The 19,047-nt window shown below is 68.0% G+C and carries 15 protein-coding genes; 4 read left to right on the forward strand and 11 right to left on the reverse strand.

Annotation, left to right across the window (positions count from 1 at the left end):
- Positions 1–53: 53 nt before the first annotated feature.
- Entirely contained in the window at positions 54–2,852 is a 2,799-nt protein-coding gene (locus tag ABE454_RS07070) for a M14 family metallopeptidase (protein ID WP_346530454.1), read from the reverse strand.
- Between the two features lie 401 nt (positions 2,853–3,253).
- Between ABE454_RS07070 and ABE454_RS07075 the strand changes: the two genes are divergently transcribed.
- Complete coding sequence (locus ABE454_RS07075; protein WP_346530456.1) at positions 3,254–4,525, forward strand: dicarboxylate/amino acid:cation symporter; 1,272 nt, start codon at positions 3,254–3,256, stop codon at positions 4,523–4,525.
- Positions 4,526–4,615: 90 nt separating this feature from the next.
- On the opposite strand, the gene ABE454_RS07080 is transcribed toward ABE454_RS07075, so the two are convergent.
- Positions 4,616–4,891 carry a hypothetical protein gene (locus ABE454_RS07080; RefSeq protein WP_346530457.1) on the reverse strand — a complete coding sequence of 92 codons (276 nt, stop codon included), beginning with the start codon at positions 4,889–4,891 and terminating at the stop codon, positions 4,616–4,618.
- Between the two features lie 137 nt (positions 4,892–5,028).
- Positions 5,029–5,559 (reverse strand): hypothetical protein, encoded by a 531-nt coding sequence (locus tag ABE454_RS07085; protein ID WP_346530459.1) that lies wholly within the window; start codon positions 5,557–5,559, stop codon positions 5,029–5,031.
- Positions 5,560–5,711: 152 nt separating this feature from the next.
- Between ABE454_RS07085 and ABE454_RS07090 the strand changes: the two genes are divergently transcribed.
- Positions 5,712–6,914: a threonine ammonia-lyase gene (locus tag ABE454_RS07090; RefSeq protein WP_346530460.1), complete on the forward strand. Its 1,203-nt coding sequence runs from the start codon at positions 5,712–5,714 to the stop codon at positions 6,912–6,914.
- Positions 6,895–7,437, forward strand: a complete 543-nt coding sequence (locus ABE454_RS07095; protein ID WP_346530462.1) for an FKBP-type peptidyl-prolyl cis-trans isomerase — start codon at positions 6,895–6,897, stop codon at positions 7,435–7,437. The genes ABE454_RS07090 and ABE454_RS07095 overlap by 20 nt, the downstream gene beginning before the upstream one ends.
- A gap of 191 nt (positions 7,438–7,628) precedes the next feature.
- Here ABE454_RS07095 and queG read toward each other — a convergent pair whose 3' ends face one another.
- The 3 genes from queG to ABE454_RS07110 all read right to left on the reverse strand — a co-directional run bounded on the left by queG (position 7,629) and on the right by ABE454_RS07110 (position 10,526).
- Entirely contained in the window at positions 7,629–8,744 is a 1,116-nt protein-coding gene (gene queG, locus ABE454_RS07100; protein WP_346530463.1) for a tRNA epoxyqueuosine(34) reductase QueG, read from the reverse strand.
- A gap of 26 nt (positions 8,745–8,770) precedes the next feature.
- A complete protein-coding gene (locus ABE454_RS07105; RefSeq protein ID WP_346530466.1) occupies positions 8,771–9,457 on the reverse strand; it encodes a glutathione S-transferase family protein in 687 nt (228 codons plus the stop codon).
- 64 nt (positions 9,458–9,521) lie between these two features.
- A complete protein-coding gene (locus ABE454_RS07110) occupies positions 9,522–10,526 on the reverse strand; it encodes a cation diffusion facilitator family transporter (RefSeq protein ID WP_346530468.1) in 1,005 nt (334 codons plus the stop codon).
- 134 nt (positions 10,527–10,660) lie between these two features.
- On the opposite strand from ABE454_RS07110, the gene ABE454_RS07115 reads away from it, so the two are divergent.
- Entirely contained in the window at positions 10,661–11,467 is an 807-nt protein-coding gene (locus ABE454_RS07115) for an undecaprenyl-diphosphate phosphatase (RefSeq protein WP_346530471.1), read from the forward strand.
- 60 nt (positions 11,468–11,527) lie between these two features.
- On the opposite strand, the gene ABE454_RS07120 is transcribed toward ABE454_RS07115, so the two are convergent.
- From ABE454_RS07120 to ABE454_RS07140, 5 genes are all read right to left on the reverse strand, one after another.
- Positions 11,528–12,499, reverse strand: a complete 972-nt coding sequence (locus tag ABE454_RS07120) for a complex I NDUFA9 subunit family protein (protein WP_346530474.1) — start codon at positions 12,497–12,499, stop codon at positions 11,528–11,530.
- 120 nt (positions 12,500–12,619) lie between these two features.
- Positions 12,620–14,287 (reverse strand): amidohydrolase, encoded by a 1,668-nt coding sequence (locus ABE454_RS07125; protein ID WP_346530476.1) that lies wholly within the window; start codon positions 14,285–14,287, stop codon positions 12,620–12,622.
- A gap of 235 nt (positions 14,288–14,522) precedes the next feature.
- A complete protein-coding gene (locus tag ABE454_RS07130) occupies positions 14,523–16,490 on the reverse strand; it encodes a M1 family metallopeptidase (protein WP_346530478.1) in 1,968 nt (655 codons plus the stop codon).
- Between the two features lie 59 nt (positions 16,491–16,549).
- Positions 16,550–17,821 carry a multidrug effflux MFS transporter gene (locus ABE454_RS07135; protein ID WP_346530480.1) on the reverse strand — a complete coding sequence of 424 codons (1,272 nt, stop codon included), beginning with the start codon at positions 17,819–17,821 and terminating at the stop codon, positions 16,550–16,552.
- Between the two features lie 91 nt (positions 17,822–17,912).
- A complete protein-coding gene (locus tag ABE454_RS07140) occupies positions 17,913–18,926 on the reverse strand; it encodes an HlyD family secretion protein (RefSeq protein ID WP_346530482.1) in 1,014 nt (337 codons plus the stop codon).
- Between the last annotated feature and the right edge of the window lie 121 nt (positions 18,927–19,047).

The following is a 19,047-nucleotide window of genomic DNA, read 5'->3' on the forward strand; positions in this document are numbered from 1 at the left end:
AAGGGCCGCCTGACAGACTGTCGGGCGGCCCTTTTTATGTCTTCAGCCGGGCTCTATCGGCCTGCGCCGCCCTTTGCTGCGGGGCCGTAGAACAGGGCGTTGAACAGCAGGCGGCTGGAGGCGCGGGCCTGGGCGCGGTTGACCACGTCGGGGCCCAGGACGATGACGCGGCCCTGGCCGTGTTCAAGGTCCAGCACGGCGTCGGCGCCCGACAGCTTGTCCGAGCCGATGGCCCAGCCGCTGGAGACCGAGACCTGCTGCGGATAGCGCACCAGGGACGCGCCCTCGCCCGCATGGCGGAAGCCCGCATTGCGGTTGAAGAAGACATCCAGCTGACGCGGGGCGCCGAAGGTCAGCGGGCGGCTGTTGTCGACCTCGGTCTTCATCACCGCGCCGGGGATGAAGAAGTCGGTCGAGGCCAGAGGCTTGCCGTCCGCGCCCGTCAGCACGTCCTGAACGGGCGCGCCCATGGCGGCGGCCAGTCGGTGGGCCGAGCCGATGGTGACGACGCTGCCGCCCGCCCGCGCAAAGGCGTCCAGCTGGGGCACGGTCTTCTCGGCGGTGATGTGGCCCAGCCAGCCGCGATATTCGGCGGGGATGCTGTCCGGCGCCGGTTGAGGGCGCTGGGCGGCGGCGGACAGGTCGGCCGGGATCATGTCCGAGGCGAACAGCAGGACGTCGAAGTCCTTGTTCAGATCGCCCGCGTCGAGGCGCTGAGGATAGACGACCTCGAACGGATATTCGAACTGTTCGAGCATCCATTTGGTCCAGCCTGACGCCATCGAGCCGCCGTAACGATCAACCAGCCCGATGCGGACCGGCTTCAGCGTGATCCGCTCGCCGCCGGGCGCGCGGGCGACGGCGTGGGCGTTCAGGCCCAGATCGCGCACGGCCGCCTCGACGATGGGGCGGGCCTTGTCGTCGGCCGGGATCCACAGGGCGCCGGGCGCCAGGGCGGCGCGGCCCGCGCGGGTCTCGCCTTCCTGCCAATAGACCGGCACGCCCGCCGCCAGCAGGCGGTTGGTCAGGATGTAGCCGTTGACCGGCGCATGATCGATCAGCCAGCCTGCGCGGCCATTGCCCTCGATCTTGCCGGGCGGGGGGGCCATGACGTCGGCGACGCGCTCGGTCGGCGCCTCGAAGCCGTCGAGGATGCGGTCGAACTTGACGCCCATCTGCATGGCCAGGGTGTAGCCGGTGGCGTCATAGGGCAGGGCGGGCGGGCCGCCCGGATACTGCAGGTCGTGCGGGTGATCCTGCGGCTCGAACATATCCAGCACGTGCGGGCGATAGGCCTGGGCCGTCTTCACCACATAGGAGCCCGCGGGATAGGTCTTGCCGTTCACGGTGAAGGCGCGGGTGGCGCGCTCGACGTCGACGCCGGTCTTGATCAGGCTGTTCAGGAAGGCGACGGCGGTGGGCAGGTCGGCCTGATCAGCCGGGATGACGTAGCCGCGCGGGTCGCGCCGGGCCGGGTCGCGCATGATGCGCTCATACAGGGCCGGATCGACGCCGCGTCGGGCGTCGGCCGGGGTCGTGGCCGCTGCATTCAGGGCGTCTACCGTTGATGGCGTGATGCGCCAGGTGTCGGTATTGCCCTTGTCGATGGCGTTCTGGCCCATGCGCCAGATGTTGAACAGCGTCCGGTCCTTGTTGCGCGCGGCGTAGTTCAGCACGGCGCGGTTGATCGACTGGGAGTATTCGATCGACTGGGCGAAATGCCAGGTCTGCGGCGCGATCGGCATCGGCAGGTCGTTACGGGCCAGCTGGTTCTGCGGGATCAGGCTGATCTGGCTGGGCGTCGGGTGGCCGGTGATCTCGGTCAGCAGGCCAACGGCGTTGTGGAAATAGGTGACGGAGCGTTCCATCCCGTTGTTCCACGTCGAATAGTTGGCTCCGCTGCGCATGGTCGAGCCGGGCTTGCCCTCTTCGATCAGGCGGCTGTGCATGGCGGCGCCGACCTCGGACAGGGTGCTCATGACCAGCGGGTCGTAGTTGTAATTGAAGGGGTCGCGGAACGGCGGCATGAAGACCACGGTCCCCGCCGGCGCCGTCTGGTGGTGGTTGTAGATGATCTGCGGGAACCACTCGCGGAAGAACATCCGGTTGGTGTTCGTCGTCTCGGTCATCGCCGACAGGAAATAGTCGCGGTTGTTATCGTGGCCGACGTACTTCTGATACAGCACCGGGATGCTGTCGTACTCGCGTTTCAGCGGATCGGCGTTGCGCATGTACCAGTTGGACACCAGTTCCCAGCCGTCCGGGTTCATCGGCGTGAACAGGATGATGACGTCGTCCAGAACCCGCAGGGCTTCCTCGTCCTGGGCCGTCAGCCATTCATACAGGGCCGCGATCAGCGCCTGAGGCGGGACCGTCTCGGTCGAGTGCAGGCCGCCGTCGATCCAGATGACCGCCTTGCCCTCAGCCGCCAGGGCGCGGGCCTCGGCCTCGCTGACGCCTTCGGCCTTGGCCAGACGGCGCGCGATCTCCTGATAGCGGTCCAGATTGGCCAGGTTGGCGGGCGAGGAGACGATGGCGGTGTAGTGGTTGCGCCCCTCGGACGACTTGCCGATCTCGATCAGCTTCATCCGGTCGGATTCGCCGGCCAGCGTGTGCAGATAGCGCTCGAACTGGGTGTAGGTGACCAGATGATAGTCGGCGCCGACCTCGTGACCGAAGGCCTGCATCGGCGTGGTCAGGGCGCGGCTCGGGGCGGCGATTGTAACAGCGGAAGCGGCTGCCGGGAGCGTGGCGGTCGCCGCCTCAAGCGCCAGGGCGCTGGTCGAGGACAGGGCGAGGGCGGCCAGCCCGACAGCCCATCGGGACGCCGGACGGAGGAAGGGGCGGGACATGCAGACTCCTGATGCGTTCACTCAAAGGGCCTTCTGCGAGGCCTGGGCGCAACCTTGAACGTTTCGAAGCAGGGACGCAATTTGCCTTGCGCGGGTTCGTCGCGCTTTTTTTGAGTAATTTTTCTTCACTTTTGCAGGCAAGCCGGGTGATATCGGTCCCGGTGGGGAATTGGGCCCTTTAGGGCCCATCCGCACGGCGTGGATGGGGGAAAAGCCTGCATTTTTCGCCGAAAATTCGGCGGCCAAAGCGCTCGCCGCCCTCTGAACCACGAGGAGTTCATTGGAGGGCGACGGATTTTCGGTTATTCGCTGCCCCTTACCTTCTGGGCGGGTGGGGATCCTCCATCGGTTTGTAACTGCGGTCCGGCGCGAGTCGGCCTGCAAAGCTGGACGACTTTTGTATGAAACGCTTGTTCGCTTATTTCATCGTGGGAGCGATGATTTTAGGGGTCCTCGCGGGCTGGGGCCTCAATCATTTCCTGACCGCTGACCAGGCTACGGCTGCGGCCGCGAACCTCAATCTTGTGACGGACGTCTTTCTGCGCCTGATCAAGATGATCATCGCGCCGCTGGTGTTCACCACCCTGGTTGCGGGCATCGCCCACATGGAAGACGCGGCCTCGGTCGGACGGATCGGCGTCAAGACGATGAGCTGGTTCATCTGCGCCTCGATCGTCTCCCTGCTGCTGGGTCTGGTGATGGTCCAGCTGCTGCAGCCCGGCGCGAACATGCACCTGCCCGAGGCGGTGATCGGTTCGGCGCCTGCCGCCTCGACGGACGCCTTCTCGCTGCACGGCTTCGTCACCCACCTGGTGCCCACGTCGATCTTCGACGCCATGGCCAAGAACGAGATCCTGCAGATCGTCGTCTTCTCGGTCTTCGTCGGCACGGCGGTCGCCGCCCTGGACGACAAGGCTCCGGCCGTGATGCACGTCGTCGAACAGGCCGCCTCCATCATGCTGAAGGTGACCGAGTTCGTGATGAAGCTGGCGCCGTTCGCCATCTTCGCCGCCCTGGCCTCGACCATCGCCACCCAAGGGCTTGAGATGCTGGGCACCTACGCCAAGTTCGTCTTCGGCTTCTATGGCTCGATGGGCGTGCTGTGGCTGCTGCTGTTCCTGGCGGGCGCCGTGGTGCTGGGCAAGCGCGTCATCCCGCTGTTCCAGGCCATCCGCACCCCGACCCTGCTGGCCTTCTCGACCGCCAGCTCGGAAGCGGCCTATCCGCGTATCCTTGAGGCCCTGCCCAAGGTCGGCGTGCGCCGCCGGATCGTCAGCTTCGTCCTGCCGCTGGGCTATTCGTTCAACCTGGACGGATCGATGCTCTACTGCACCTTCGGCACCATGTTCATCATGCAGGCCCACGGCGTGCATCTGACGGTGTCGCAACAGATCTTCATGCTGCTGCTGCTGATGGTCACGTCAAAGGGCATTGCGGGCATCCCGCGCGCCTCACTGGTGGTCATCATGGCGACCCTGACCTATTTCGGCCTGCCCGAGGCGTGGATCGCCATCGTTCTGGGCGTCGACCACCTGCTCGACATGGGCCGTTCGGCCACCAACGTCGTCGGCAACTCCGTCGCTGCCGCCGTGGTCGCCAAGTGGGAAGGCGAACTGGACGATATTCAGGACATCGAGCCCGGCGACGAAGCCGGACGCCCTGCGGTCGCCTGAGCGGCCGCACCCTCCTGAAGACATGGAAACGGCGGCGCCTTTGCAGGGGCCGCCGTTTTCAATTGCGGTTGGAGATGAAGCCGGTCGCGGTCAGGGGGCGGCAGGCGCCGCGGGCGCAGGCGTCACGGCCTGCGGCACGGGAACCGCGATGATGGCGGGCTTGGCCGCATTCCTGTCCGCCAGCAGGGGCGCCAGGGCCAGGGTGGCGACCACGCCGCCCACGACCAGGGCCAGAACGGCGACGATCATATAGGTCAGGGTCGAGCGGGCGCGACGACGGCGAAAGGCGCCGGTTCGCATGCCCTGCACCATGACATGGGTGCGGTTGCTGAAGGCTTCGGAGCCGATGATGTTGTGCTGGGACAAGAGACGCTCCCGACTGTTCCCGTACGGATCAGCTCAAAAAGCGGTCTGATAGGGCCAAAGCATGGCGAACGCTGGTAGCAAAAAGGCGACCTCGGGATCGGGGCCGCCTTTGAAAGCTTGGCTTTTTCGGTGTGAAATCAGCCGCCCAGCGTCACATTGACCGTGCGCCCGCCGCGGGTCTGGACCCGGCGCATCAGCACCATGACGCTGTCATCCGCCTTGACCGGGGCGATCAGGAACCAGCCGCCGTCCGGCAGGTCGGAGAAGCGGAAGCCGTTGTCCGCACAGGCCTGCGCCCTTTCGTATGAACGGTAGTCGGCGCCCTGTTCCCCGGCCGAGCGGGCGCGCACCACGGCGGCGGGGACGGCGGCCCGGTCGGCGGCGCCGTACAGGCGGTCGATGCGGGCGCGGGTATAACGGGTGTCGGGGATCAGGCCGACATTGCCTGCGCATTCATAGGCGCGGCCGTCCTGAACAAAGGCGACGCGGCCCTCGACGGCGGCCTGTCCGGTCCGGGTCGACCAGGCGAAGTCATCGGCGTCGAACACAGCCGGGCCGATCGCGCTTCCGCCCATCGGCGTGGTGGCGCAGGCGGTCAGGGTCAGGCCGCCGATCACAGCGGCGACAAGGGCGCTGGAACGGACCAGCGATCGCGAAGAAGGGGTCATGTGGGGCGGCTCCCGGATTACGGTTCAGGCGACGACCGGGCATGACCTTGTGCGCCATGCCGAGTCAAGGTTGCCCGCCGCCCCGGCCTGTTCCACAACAGGCGCCAAAGATCGGACGACAGAGGCCGGTCGCCAGCAAAATCAGGGACTTCATGACCGTCACCATCGACGACATCCGCGCGGCGCAAAAACGCATCGCTGGTCAGGTCGACCGCACGCCTGTCCGCTATTCCCGCCGTCTGTCGCAACTGACCGGCGCGGAAATCTGGATCAAGTTCGACAATCTGCACTTCACCGGCAGCTTCAAGGAGCGCGGCGCCCTGAACCGGCTGATGCAGTTGACGCCGGAGGAAAAGAAACGCGGCGTCGTCGCCGCCTCGGCGGGAAACCATGCGCAGGCGCTGGCCTATCACGGCGGCCGTCTGGGCGTGCCGGTCACCATCGTCATGCCCGAGGGCACCCCCTTCGTGAAGGTGGACGGCACCCGCGCCCACGGCGCCAATGTCGTCATCCACGGCCTCGACTTTTCCGGCTCGACCGAGGAGGCCAGGCGCCTTCAGGTCGAGCATGGCTATGTCTTCGTCTCGGCCTTCGACGATGAAGGCATTGTCGCCGGACAGGGCGTCTGCGGCCTTGAGTTTCTGGAAGAGGCGCCGGATCTGGACGCCCTGATCATCCCGATCGGCGGCGGCGGTCTGATCGCCGGCAGCGCCATCGCCGCCAAGGCGATGAAGCCGGACATCAAGATCTTCGGCGTTGAGGCCGCCCGCTATCCGTCTTTCACCGCGCGCCGTCGGGGCGAGCCGCCCAAATGCAGCGGCCAGACCATCGCCGAGGGCATCGCCATCAAGGCCGTGGGCGAGATTCCCTTTGCTCTGGCCGACGGCCTGATCGACGAGGTCTTCGTCTGCGAAGAGGCGGATTTCGAAAAGGGCGTGGCCCTGCTGGCGACGCTGGAGAAGACGGTGGCCGAGGGCGCGGGCGCAGGCGGACTGGCCGCCATCCTGGCCAACCCGGAACGCTTCAAGGGCATGAAGATCGGCGTCGAACTGACTGGCGGCAACATCGACGCCCGGATGCTGGCGGTGGTGCTGAACCGTGAAATGGTCCGCGAAAAGCGGTTGATCGTCTATCGCATTCTGGGCGATGACCGCCCCGGAATGCTGTCGGCGATGGCCGCCGTCATCGGCGGTCTGGGCGGCAACATCATCGACGTGGTGCATAACCGGCTGGCGCTGGACGTGCCCGCCAAGGGGGCCGAGTTCGACATCATGGTCGAGACCCGCGACTCCCGTCATGCCGAGGAAATCGGCGCCGCCTTGAAGGACCAGGGTTATGAACTTCGCATGGGCTGATCGCCCCTTCGGCGCGGCGATGGCCGTGGCCGCCCTTCTGGCCCTGGCCGCCTGCGGCCGCCCGTCCGCCGCGCCTGAGGATCTGGCGAAGAACGCCGCCGAATCCGCCGCCTTCATGAAGCAGAACGCGACGGAGGAGGGCGTGCAGACCCTGCCGTCGGGCCTGCAATACAAGGTCGTGGCCTCGGGCCCGGCGGGCGGCGTCCAGCCTGACCGCAATGATCTGGTCAAGGTCGATTATGAAGGCACGCTGACCGACGGCACGGTGTTCGACAGCTCGTTCAAGCGCGGCGCCCCGGCGATCTTCTCGCCCGAGGGCGTGGTGCCCGGCTGGACCGAGGCCCTGCAGATGATGAAGCCGGGCGACGAGTGGATTCTCTTCCTGCCGCCGGAACTGGGCTATGGCGAGATGGGCGGCCCGCCGATGATCCCCGGCAATGCGGTGCTGGTGTTCCGGCTGAAGCTGCTGGACGTGGCGCCCGTGCCCGGCGGCGGCCGCGGCGTGGGCCAGGCCACGGGCTGACCGCTCAAGCAGCCGAAGGCGTTAGCGCATCCAAACCCTTCTCCCCTTGTGGGAGAAGGTGGGCGCCGGAGGTGCTCGGATGAGGGGTGTCGGCGCGGCATTAGGAACAAGAGCGGCGACGTCGGGATCGAGCCGTCAAACCACGGCGCCATCACTCCTCATCCGTCAGGCTCCGCCTGCCACCTTCTCCCTCAAGGGGAGAAGGACCACTCCTGTTTGACGTCTTCGTCCGTTTCCTGCGTCAGCCGCCCATCGCGTTCGGCCTCGAACCGTTCTGGCGACAGGCGTGACAGCGCCCACACGGCCGCGCCGCGCACCACAGGCGCCGGATCATCCAGCAGCCCTTCGACCGCCCCGACTAACGTCGTCTCGCCCGAGTTCCCCGTCGCATACAGCACGTTGCGGATGAACCGGTCGCGGCCGATGCGTTTGATCGGGCTCTTGGTGAACAGGGCGCGGAAGGCGGGGTCGTCCAGCGCCAGAAGGTCCGCCAGCGGCGGCGACTTCAGCGCATCGCGCGCCTGCAGCCGCGCCTCCGACGCCTCCTGCGCGAACTTGTTCCACGGGCAGGCGGCCAGACAGTCGTCGCAGCCGTAGATGCGGTTGCCCGTCGCCGTGCGGAACTCGCGCGGCCAGGCGTCGGCGTATTCGATGGTCAGATAGGAGAGGCACCGCCGGGCGTCGATCTGGAACGGCGCGGGAAAGGCCTGCGTCGGGCAGGCGTCCAGACAGGCGGTGCAGCGGCCGCAGTGTTCGACCTCGGTCTCGTCCGGCTCGATCTCGGCGGCGGTCAGGATCACGCCCAGAAACAGCCAGTTGCCGTGGGTGCGGCTCAGCAGATTGGTGTGCTTGCCCTGCCAGCCCAGCCCTGCCCGCTGGGCCAGCGGCTTCTCCATCAGGGGGGCGGTGTCGACGAAGACCTTCACCTCCTGCTTCAGCCGGGCGGCGATCTGACCGGCCAGAATCTTCAGCCGTCCCTTGATGACTTCATGATAGTCGTCGCCGCGCGCATAGACGGAGATATAGGCCGCCGATGCTATCTCCAGTTCGGGCCGGGGGTCTTCGTCGGGGCCGTAGTTCATGCCCAGAACGATGGCCGTTCTGGCGCCGTCCCACATGGCGGTGGGGTGGGCGCGGCGCTCCAGCGTCGTCTCCATCCAGTCCATGTCGCCGTGACGGCCCGCATCGACGAAGTGGGCCAGCTTCTCACCCGCGCTCCACGGATCGCTGGCCGAGGCGAAACGGCACACGCCGAAGCCCAGTTCGGCGGCGCGCTGTCGGATGAAGATGCGGGGATCGGCCGCCATGAGGGGCGCTTTAGCCCTGTGAAGCCTCAGAAGTCGAGGTCGGCGTACCACGGCGCCGGATGCACGCCGGGGAAGCGGTCGCCCAGCAGAGGCCGGAAACAGGGGCGCGACTTCAGCTTGGAATACCACAGTTTCAGCGCCGGCCACGACGCCCACGGAATCTCGCCGAAATAGTCCAGCACCGACAGGTGCCCCGCCGCGATCAGGTCGGCCTGACTGAGACGGCGCCCCGCCAGCCATTCGCGCCCGGCCGCCATCGGCTCCAGCACGGCCAGATGGGCCTTCATCGCCTCACGCCCCTCGCGCAGCATCCGGGCGTCGGGCGAGCCGAGCCGCAGCAGGGGCTTCTCCATCCGCTCATGCAGCAGGACGGCGTCGACCTCATCGGTGAAGCGGCGGCTGAACCATGTCGCCAGACGGCGCGCCTCGGCCCGTTCGCCTGCGTCGGCGGGCAGCAGGAAGTCGCCCTTGGTCCGGTCCTCCAGCCAGCCGAGGATGGCGTCCAGTTCGCACAACGTCAGGCTGCGCCCCTTTTCCGTCGCCGTCAGCACCGGCGGCATGCCCGAGGGGTTCAGCTCGAACAGGGGGCAGTCGTCCTCCCACGGGCGGACGGGCTCCTCGCCATAGCTGACCTTGGCCTCGCCCAACGCCAGTCGCGCCGCGCGCGAGGCGGGGTGGAAGGCGAAATGATAAAGGACGGCGGGCGTGGTCATTGTCCGCCTTCATGCCCCTGTGCGCGTTAACACCCTCTTTACCGCGCGCGATTGTCGCAGGGGGTCAGGACCAGGGGCCGGAAGGCTTGGATGGGCCGTCGCTCGATGCAGCGTCCGGCGCCGTATCCGGGGCGGCGTCCGACGATGCCGGGCGCTGCGCGACAAAGGCGCCGCCGTGCGGCTCAGCTGCGCCGCGCGGGTCGGGGTGGATCAGGATGTCGGCGTGGGGATAGGCCGCCAGCACCCGCTTTTCCGCCGCCAGTATGATGTCGTGGGCGGCCTTCAGGCTGAGGTCCGGGTCCAGGTCGATATGCATCTGGATCATCAGGGCCTGACCGGCCATGCGGGTGCGCAGCTGATGGACGTTGGCGATGCGGGCGTCTTCAGTCACGGCGGCGACGATGGCGGCGCGGTCGGACTCGGGCGCGGCGCGGTCCAGCAAATGGTTCGAGGCGTCCTTCAGCAGATTCACCGCCCCCCAGGCCAGCCAGACCGCCACCACCAGACCGGCCGCCGCATCCAGTCCCGGCGCCTTGAGGAATGAGCCCGAGATGATGCCGATCAGCACCACCACATTGGCCGCCAGATCGGCGGCGTAGTGGGCGCGGTCCCCCGCCACGGCCAGAGAGCCGGTCTTCTTGACCGCCTGCGTCTGCATCCACACCAGGGCGGCGGTGACGATGATGGCCAGCACCATCACCCCGACGGCCCATCCGCCCGAAGTGACGGGGCGCGGATCGAAGATGCGCTGGATCGCCTCCCAGCCGATGAAGACGCCGGACGCCAGCACCATGCCCGCCTGCACGAGGGAGGCCAGCCCCTCGGCCTTGCCGTGACCATAGCGGTGGTCGTCGTCCGGGGGCGCGGCGGCCCAGCGCACGGCGAAGAAGGTCGCCAGCGACGCGACCAGATCCAGCGTCGAATCCGCCAGACTGGCCAGGATGGAGACAGAGCCTGACGCCCCCAGCGCAAAGGCCTTCATGACGATCAGCAGGACCGCCGCGGCCACCGACAGAGTGGTGATCCGGCGTGTTGTCTGGTGGGCGGCGTCGAGGGGGGAGGTCGTCATTTCCTCACACTTGTCGCTCAAAACGGCCGCCGCGCCAATGGCGGCGACCGCCGCAGGGCGCTAAGAGGAATGAAACGGTCCGCCGCGCAGGCGGTCCTGCCCCCCAAGACCAGAAAGACCGAGACGGAGCATTCATGGCGGACTGGCTGATGGCGATCCTTCTGGGTCTGGTCGAAGGATTGACCGAGTTCATTCCGGTGTCGTCCACGGGGCATATGCTGTTGCTGGGGCATTTCCTCGGCTTTGAAAGCACGGGCAAGACGTTCGAGATCGTCATCCAGCTGGGCGCCCTGCTGGCCATCATCAGCGTCTATTTCAAGCGGCTGTGGCATCTGGCGACGCGCTGGCCGGTCGACGCCGAGGCGCGGCGTTTCCTGATCGGTCTGTTGATCGCCTTCATGCCTGCCGTGGTGATCGGCTTTCTGGCCTATGGCTTCATCAAGACGGTGCTGTTCGAGACGCCGCTGGTGATCTGCGTCGCCCTGATCGTCGGCGGGGTGCTGCTGTTGTGGCTGGACCGGATGAACAAGCGGCCCGCCTATCTGGACCCCGAGCTCTATCCGTTCCGCGTCTATTTCCTGATCGGCCTGTTCCAGTGTCTGGCCATGATCCCCGGCGTGTCGCGCTCGGGCGCCACCATCGCGGGCGGCCTGCTGCTGGGCACGGACAAGCGTTCGGCGGCCGAGTTCAGCTTCTTCCTGGCCCTGCCGACCATGGGGGCGGCGGTCGCCTATGATCTGTTCAAGAGCCGCGATGTGTTGAGCTTCGACGACATGGGGCTGATCGCCATCGGCTTTGTGGCGGCCTTCATCTCGGCGCTGGCGGTGGTGCGGTTCCTGCTCGACTTCGTGTCGCGGCGGGGCTTCGGCCCCTTTGCCTGGTGGCGGATCGCGGTGGGCGTGGTCGGCATCATCGGACTGGCGCTGACAGGCGGTCTGTAAGGCCAGAAAAAACCCCTCGGGACGCCGGTCCCGAGGGGTTTTTCATGAAGGCTTCCGCTATCAGGCGGCGGGGTTTTCGGCGTACTGGCCGCCGTCGCGATAGCGCCACAGATAGTTCGGCGCGATGGCTTCCAGCCCCGAAGGCTCGACGCCCAGATCGGCCAGCCCCTTGGCGCCCGGCGACACGACATTGTCGCTCTCCAGCAGCACGACCTGATCGCGGGTCAGCATGGGGCGCAGGCCGATCACGGCCGGAATCTGGGCCAGCGAACCGATCAGGCGCGCGATCGGGAAGGGCAGCGGCAGCAGGATGTTGCGGCGGTTCGTCTCGCGCAGGATGAACTTCAGGATGTCCTCAAAGGTCCAGACCGACGGGCCGCCCAGTTCATAGGTCTGGCCCTCGGCGTCGGGAGCCACGGTGGCGCGGGCGACGGCCTCGGCGGCGTCGGCGACATAGACGGGCTGGAACTTCGTCTGGCCGCCGCCGATCAGCGGCAGGACCGGCGACCAGCTGGCCATGGCGGCGAAGCGGTTCAGGAACTGGTCGCCCGAACCGAACACGATCGACGGGCGAACGATCACTGCGCCGGGGAAGGCGGCGCGCACGGCGGCCTCGGCCTCGCCCTTGGTGCGGGCGTAGTCGGCCGCGCCGTTGGCGTCGGCGCCGATGGCCGAGATGTGGGTCAGGCGTTTGACGCCCGCGGCCGCAGCCGCCTCGGCGACATTGGCGGCGCCCTCGACGTGCAGGGTGCGGAACTTGCGGCCGCCCGTCTCGAACAGGATGCCGACCAGATTGACGACGGCGTCGGCGCCGCGCACCGCCTCGGCCACGGCGGCCTTGTCGGTGATGTTGCAGCGCAGGACCTGAACCTGGCCGACGTCGCCGGCCATGTGCAGCACGGGCGCGCTCTTGGCGTTGCGCGCGGCGACGCGCACGCGCCAGCCGCGACGGGCCAGGGCGCGCACGACCTGGGTTCCGATGAAGCCCGAGCCACCGAACACGGTGACCAGACCGGGGGCGAAATCAGCCATCTCAGACGCTCCAAACGCCAGGCCCCGGCCGCAACGGGAGGCCGGAGGCGAAAATCCTATGGGCGGGGCTTAACCGAAGCGGCCCCGCCTCGCAACGAGAAGGGACGGGATTCCGCCGGATCAATCGGCTCGATGGACGATCCGTCCGTCCACAACCGTCAGCACGGCCCGGCCCTTGGGGATGTCGGCGGCGGGGACGGTCATCAGGTCGATGTTGAAGGCGGTGAAGTCGCCGCGCTTGCCGACCTCGATCGTGCCCAGCTCATTCTCGCGGAAGCTGGCGTAGGCGGGCCACAGGGTGAACATCTTCAGCGCCGTCGCCCGGTCGACCGCCTCGTTCGGACGCCAATCGGGGCCTTGGAAGCCGTTCAGATCGCGGCGCGCGACGGCGGCGTAGAACTCGATCAACGGATCGCCGCGCTCGACCGGCGCGTCCGAGCCGCCGACCACGATCACGCCGCGATCCACCAGCGTATGCCAGGCATAGGCGCCGTCCAGCCGCGCGTCGCCCAGACGGTCGGCGGCGAAATGCAGGTCGCCTATGGCGTGGCTGGGCTGCATGGAGGCGATGATCGGCAGCTCGTCGAAATAGTGATAGTCGCGCGGCCGGATCAGCTGGGCGTGTTCGATGCGCCAGCGCGGATCGGCCAGTTTCCACTCGGCCTTGGGCACGGACCGCAGCGCCTCTTCATACCAGACGGCGACGTCGTGGTTGCTCTGGTCGCCGATGGCGTGGGTGGCGATCTGGATGCCGGTCCGCAGCGCCTCCTGATACAGCGGCATGACGTCCTGTCGCGAGGTCAGCATCAGGCCCGACGTATCCGGCCGGTCGGCATAGGGCTCGAACAGCTTGGCGCCGCGCGAGCCCAGGGCGCCGTCGGCATAGAATTTGATCGCGCGGGTGATGATGCGGCCATCGCCTGCATCGCGCGGGCCGCCTGCCATCAGGGCGCGCGCGTCCTTCATGTCGATGCTGTTGTAAACCCGCAGGGGCGCCTCGCCGTCGCGCGCCATCTGCTCCATCAGCGGCACGTCCTCCCACGGCGCGCTCATGAAGTGGACGCCGGTCCAGCCATAGCGGGCATAGACGTTGAAGCCCGCGCGATAGGCTTCGCGCGTCGCCGCTTCGTCAGCCTCCGGCTTCAGGCCGCTGACCAGAGACTGGGCCGCGTCGACCAGCAGGCCGGTCGGTCGCCCGGCGGCGTCCTTCAGGATTTCTCCGCCCGAAGGCGCGGGTGTCGTCGCATCGACCCCGGCGGCGGCCAGGGCGGCGCTGGAGGCGACCACGGCGTGACCGTCGGCGCGGCCCAGCAGCACCACCCGCCCCGGCGCGGCGGCGTCCAGATCGGCGGCGGTCAGGAAGCGTTTCTCGGGCCAGTGGGTCTCGATCCAGCCGCGCCCGGCGATGACGCCCTCGGGGTGCGCCTCGGCCCAGGCGGTCAGCCGCGCCATCGCCTCGATGATGGAGGCGGCGCCTTCCAGATTCAGCGTCATCTCGCGCCAGCCGATGCCGTTCAGGTGGGCGTGGCCGTCAGTGAAGCCGGGGAACAGCGTGGCCCCCTTCAGATCCACGACCTCCAGCCCCTGGGCCGAAGGGGCGCGGTTCGCTGCTCCGACATAGGCGATGCGCCCGTCGCGCACGACGACGACCTCGGCGGTCGGCGCCGCCTCGTCGCCGGTGTGGATGGTCCCGCCCCGGATCAACAGGTTCTGGGCATAGGCCGCAGGCGCAGCCGCCAGCATCAGCGCGGCCGCCAGCGGCAGGGTCGTTTTCAGGATTCGGATCATCAGCGCCTCCAGTCGGGGCGCAGGGGAGCCGCAGCTGAGCTTGGCGTCAAGCGATCCAGTGTTGCCTCCGTCATCCTCCGGCGGAGCGAAGCGACGACCGGGGGACCCAGCGGCGCGCGTGAGCGCGAAAAATCCACGCGCGCCGCTTGCCTCGAAGATCGCCTTCGGCGCCGCTGGGTCTCCCGATCTGCGCCGCTACGCGGCTTGTCGGAGGATGACGAAAGCGGAGGGGCGCTTACGGCCGCCCCACCACCTGATCGACCGAGTTGCTCGTCACCGGGTGGTAAAGCGGACGCGCCTTGGCGTAGATGCGCGTGGCGATGGGGCGGCCCCAGTCGCCTTCGGCCCACAGGGTCTGGAACAGAGGCAGGACGAATTTGCGTCGCCCCTGCGTGGTCAGGAAGCGTTCGGCCGTGGCGATGGCGGGCTCATAACGGTTGGCCAGCGCCGCCTGCAGCCAGGCGAAGGTCAGTTCGGCGTTGCCCTCGCTGTCCAGTTTCAGCGTCTGCTCAAGGTCCGCCATCTGGGCGGCGGTCAGCCAGTCGGCGCCGGGCTTCAGACCCTCGGGCCGCCACGACAGGAAGCGCAGGCGCTGCTGGGTGTTCCAGTCCTTCCACGGCACGGCCGAGGCCGGGCCCTTGGCGACATAGAAGGCGCTGGCCGCCGCATCCACCGCCTCAAAGGCGTGCGAGATCGGCGCCTGTGCATTGGACGGCAGGCCGGGTTGATAGATCCAGTTCTCCAGCTGAAGCTCGGCTTCCAGCCGTGCGTCGCCCTTGACCAGATGCTCGCGGATGTCGGCCAGGAAGCCCACATCGGTCATCGGCTGGAAGGCGTGGCGGTCGAAATAGCCGCGCAGCCAGACGTCGAACGTCTCGCGCCCGACGATGCGTTCGATGGTGCGCAGGAAGGCGGCGCCCTTGTCATAGGGGATGCCCGACAGGCCGTCGTCCGGGTCGCGACCCGTCAGGTCCAGATGCAGGCGGGTGTCGGCCGGGTCGGTGGCGGCGATCTCGGCGACCAGATCGTTCCAGGCCAGGGCCTGTTCCTGCAGGGCGCGCTCGCGGCCGTAGAGCGCCTCCATGATGCGGTTCTCGAAATAGGTGGTCGTGCCTTCGTTCAGCCAGATGTCGGCCCAGGTGGCGTTGGTCACCAGATTGCCGGACCAGGAGTGCGCCAGTTCGTGCGCCACCAGCGACACCAGCGACCGGTCGCCCGCCACAATGGTCGGGGTGGCGAAGGTCAGGCGCGGATTCTCCATCCCGCCGAAGGGGAAGCTGGGCGGCAGGACCAGCAGATCATAGCGGCCCCAGCGATAGGGGCCGTACAGCGCCTCGGCCGCGTCGACCATGCGGGCGGTCGGCTCCAGCTCCCACTGGGCGGCCTTCAGCTGGCCCGGCTCGGTCCAGACGCCGGTGCGGCCGTCGAAGGGGGCGAAGGCCAGATCGCCCACGCCGATGGCGATCAGATAGGGCGGGATCGGCTGGTCCAGCTTGAAGCGCCACGCCTTCATCCCGGCGCCCGCCGCCTCGCCCTGCGGGGTCAGATGTTCGGCGGACATGACGACGGTCAGATCGGACGGCGCCGCGATGCGGGCGCTGTAGGTCTGGCGGATGCCCGGGCTGTCCTGCGTCGGGATCCAGGTGCGGGTCAGGATCGCCTGCCCCTGGCTGAACAGATAGGGCTTCTGACCGCCCGCCGTCTGTTGCGGGCTCAGCCACTGCAGGGCCGAGGCGTCGGGGCGGGTGGAATAGGCGACGACGATCTTCTGCGTTTCACCGCCGCGGAAGGCGGGGATGCGCACGCTGAGCGGCTGGCCCCTGATCGGATCGGCGGCGCCGAGGCTCCATTTCAGCGGACGGCCGCGCGCGTCGGTCACGCCCTTGATGTCCAGCATCTTGGTGTCCAGCACCACCTCGGTCGCGCCGTGGCGGCCGGTCACGTCCAGCGTCGCCCGGCCGGACAGGGTCTTGGCCGTAAAGTCGGCGGTCAGGTCGACGTCCAGATGCGTCACCCGCGCCTCCGCCGGACGGGCGTAGGAGTGGGGGTCGTTCACATAGGCGGCGGCAGGGGCGATCTGCGCGGCCGGGACCAGGGGGGACATCGGGATGCTGTCCATTGTCGTGGCGCAGGCGCCCACAGAGGCGGCGAGGGCGGTGATGAGGGCGAGGGCGGAAACCCGCCCGACCGGCTTCAGGGTCATGAAACGCTCCGTATTTTCTACGGGTGAACAGGCGCTCTCAGGCCGAAAAGATCAACCCTTCAACCCGCAGTTGCGGGCGGCGGCAGGTGGTGCGCCTTGAACAGCCGTCCCTTTTCAGCCGCCAGCACCAACAGCAGGGCGGCGACGCCCAGAATGAGGAAGCCGACCGTCAGCGGCACGGTCGAGCCGTCGAACTGCTGGCCGATGGCGAAGCCCAGCAGGGCGCCGCCGATCGAGGATATGAAGCCCTGGGCCGAAGAGGCCGTGCCTGCGATATGGCCCATCGGCTCCATCGCCATCGAGCCGAAATTACCGGCGATGAAGCCGAAGCAGAACATCTTGCAGGCCTGAAGCGCGGCGAACATCCACAGGCTGTCGTGGCCGGTCCAGGCGATGACGGCGTGCAGGGCGCTGAAACCGATGAAGCCCATCAGGGCCGTATGGGCGATCAGGCGCGAGCCCAGCTTCTCGACCAGTCGGGCGTTCAGGATCGAGGCCACGGCGATGCCGCCCGCCACCAGGGCGAAGACCACGGGGAACAGGCCCGGCGCCTTGAACACGTCGAAGAAAATCTGCTGCGAGGAGTTGATGAAGCCGAACAGCGCCCCGGTGATGACGGTCATCGCCAGGGTGTAGCCCATGCCCGTGCGGTGGGTCAGGGCGAAGCGGAAGGCGCCCGCGATGCGACCCAGATTGATCGGCATCCGGTCTTCGGCGTGCAGGGTTTCCGGCAGGCGCAGACCCGCCCAGATCAGAAAGGCGCCGCCCGACAGGGCGAAGACGCCGAAAATCCACGGCCAGGGCGCGACCAGCATGACCATCTGCCCTACGGCGGGCGCCAGTATGGGCACGCCCAGGAAGACCAGGAAGCTCAGCGACATGACCCGCGCCATGGTCCGCCCGGAATAGCGGTCGCGCACGATCGACACAGCCAGCACCCGCGTCGCCGCCGCCCCGATCCCCATGCCGATCCGCGACAGGATCAGCATGTCGAAGGTGTGGGCGAAGGCGGCCGCGATGCTGAAGACCACATAAAGGCCGATGCCCGCGAACAGCACCGGCCGACGGCCGTAACGGTCCGACAGCGGGCCATAGAACAGCTGCGCCCCGCCGAAGCCCAGCAGATAGGCGGTGATCACCCACTGTCGGCTGTTCTCATTCGTCACGCCCAGGTCTTCGCCGATGTAGGGCAGGGCGGGCAGCATGGCGTCGATCGCCAGGGCGTTCAGCGCCATCATGACGGCGATCAGGCAGACGAATTCAGCGAATCCCGGCCCCTTCGCAGGAAGCGGAGGCCGGGCCTCGGTCGCGGATGAAGGGGCGATGGTCATTTCGCCCAGATGCGGCCTGCGTCAGCCTGACGCAAGCCTGTTCAGAAAAGGTTTGTCGCGCTGCAACATTAATATCAAAGAGCGACAGCGCTCAGCGCACGTGAATCCGCGCCGTCACCGACATGCCGGGCGACAGGCGCTCAATGCCCTCCTGACCCGGATCGACGGCGATGCGGACGGGGATGCGCTGGGCCACCTTGGTGAAGTTGCCGGTGGCGTTGTCAGGCCGGATGACGCTGAACTCGGAGCCGGTGGCTGGCGAGATCCGCTCGACCTTGCCGGTCAGGACGCGCCCGCCCAGGGCGTCGACGGTGATCTTGACCGGCTGGCCCACGCGCACGTCGCGCATCTGGTTTTCCTTCATATTGGCCGTGACCCAGACCACATCGGGGACCAGCGCCGTCATCTGCGTGCCGACCGCGACCTGCTGGCCCTGACGCATGGAGATCTCGCCCAGACGGCCGTCGCGCGGGGCCTCGATGCGGGTGTTGTCCAGATCGATCTGCGCCAGCCGCACCTGAGCGCGGGCGTTCTCGACGGCGGCCTCCAGCGAGCCCTTGCTGACCACGGCCGAGGTGACGCCGGTCTGGGCCACGCCCTCGGCGGCGCGGGCTTCGGCCAGCTGCGCCTCGGCGGAACGCAGGGCGTTCTGGGCCACGTCGACCTGAGCCTGTGCGACCCAGCCGCCGTCGAACAGGGTGCGCACGCGGGTCGCATCGGCGCGGGCCTTGGTCACGGCCGACTGGGCGGCGGCGATGGCGGCCTGCGTCTGGGCCACCGATCCGCGCGCCGAGGCCTGGCTCTGGGCCGAGTTGGCCAGCGCCGCCTCGGCGGAATGCAGCGAGGCCTGCGCCTGCTCCAGCCGCTGGCGATAGATGCGGTCGTCGATGGTGGCCAGCAGCTGACCCTGCTTCACCGTCTGGAAGTCCTGCACCTCGACCGAGGTCACATAGCCGCTGACCTGCGGGCTGATGATGGTCACCTGACCGCGCACATAGGCGTTGTCCGTCGTCTGGGGCCCGCCGGAAAAGGGCGGCAGGCGCCAGGCGTGCAGCACCAGCCCCACCCCGACCAGGGCGATGGCGATCAGCACTACGGTCCACATCACCCGGCGGCCTTTCGACGGCGGCGGCGTTGCGGGCGCCGCCGGTGCGGCGGGTGGCTGTGCCGGGGGCGGCGGGGTTGAGGGCGCAGGAGGAGGAGCGGCGTCGGTCATTCGGATGTCC

The organism is Brevundimonas diminuta, assembly GCF_039673845.1.
GTDB lineage: Bacteria > Pseudomonadota > Alphaproteobacteria > Caulobacterales > Caulobacteraceae > Brevundimonas > Brevundimonas diminuta_E.

Excerpts from the sequence above, each read along its gene's own strand:
- ABE454_RS07085 (WP_346530459.1), bottom strand. The coding sequence starts at position 5,559 with ATGACCCCTTCTTCGCGATCGCTGGTCCGTTCCAGCGCCCTTGTCGCC.
- ABE454_RS07130 (WP_346530478.1), bottom strand. The coding sequence starts at position 16,490 with ATGACCCTGAAGCCGGTCGGGCGGGTTTCCGCCCTCGCCCTCATCACC.
- ABE454_RS07090 (WP_346530460.1), top strand. The coding sequence starts at position 5,712 with ATGACCGTCACCATCGACGACATCCGCGCGGCGCAAAAACGCATCGCT.
- ABE454_RS07115 (WP_346530471.1), top strand. The coding sequence starts at position 10,661 with ATGGCGGACTGGCTGATGGCGATCCTTCTGGGTCTGGTCGAAGGATTG.
- ABE454_RS07105 (WP_346530466.1), bottom strand. The coding sequence starts at position 9,457 with ATGACCACGCCCGCCGTCCTTTATCATTTCGCCTTCCACCCCGCCTCG.
- ABE454_RS07095 (WP_346530462.1), top strand. The coding sequence starts at position 6,895 with ATGAACTTCGCATGGGCTGATCGCCCCTTCGGCGCGGCGATGGCCGTG.
- ABE454_RS07135 (WP_346530480.1), bottom strand. The coding sequence starts at position 17,821 with ATGACCATCGCCCCTTCATCCGCGACCGAGGCCCGGCCTCCGCTTCCT.
- queG (WP_346530463.1), bottom strand. The coding sequence starts at position 8,744 with ATGGCGGCCGATCCCCGCATCTTCATCCGACAGCGCGCCGCCGAACTG.
- ABE454_RS07110 (WP_346530468.1), bottom strand. The coding sequence starts at position 10,526 with ATGACGACCTCCCCCCTCGACGCCGCCCACCAGACAACACGCCGGATC.
- ABE454_RS07120 (WP_346530474.1), bottom strand. The coding sequence starts at position 12,499 with ATGGCTGATTTCGCCCCCGGTCTGGTCACCGTGTTCGGTGGCTCGGGC.
- ABE454_RS07075 (WP_346530456.1), top strand. The coding sequence starts at position 3,254 with ATGAAACGCTTGTTCGCTTATTTCATCGTGGGAGCGATGATTTTAGGG.
- ABE454_RS07140 (WP_346530482.1), bottom strand. The coding sequence starts at position 18,926 with ATGTGGACCGTAGTGCTGATCGCCATCGCCCTGGTCGGGGTGGGGCTG.
- ABE454_RS07125 (WP_346530476.1), bottom strand. The coding sequence starts at position 14,287 with ATGATCCGAATCCTGAAAACGACCCTGCCGCTGGCGGCCGCGCTGATG.
- ABE454_RS07070 (WP_346530454.1), bottom strand. The coding sequence starts at position 2,852 with ATGTCCCGCCCCTTCCTCCGTCCGGCGTCCCGATGGGCTGTCGGGCTG.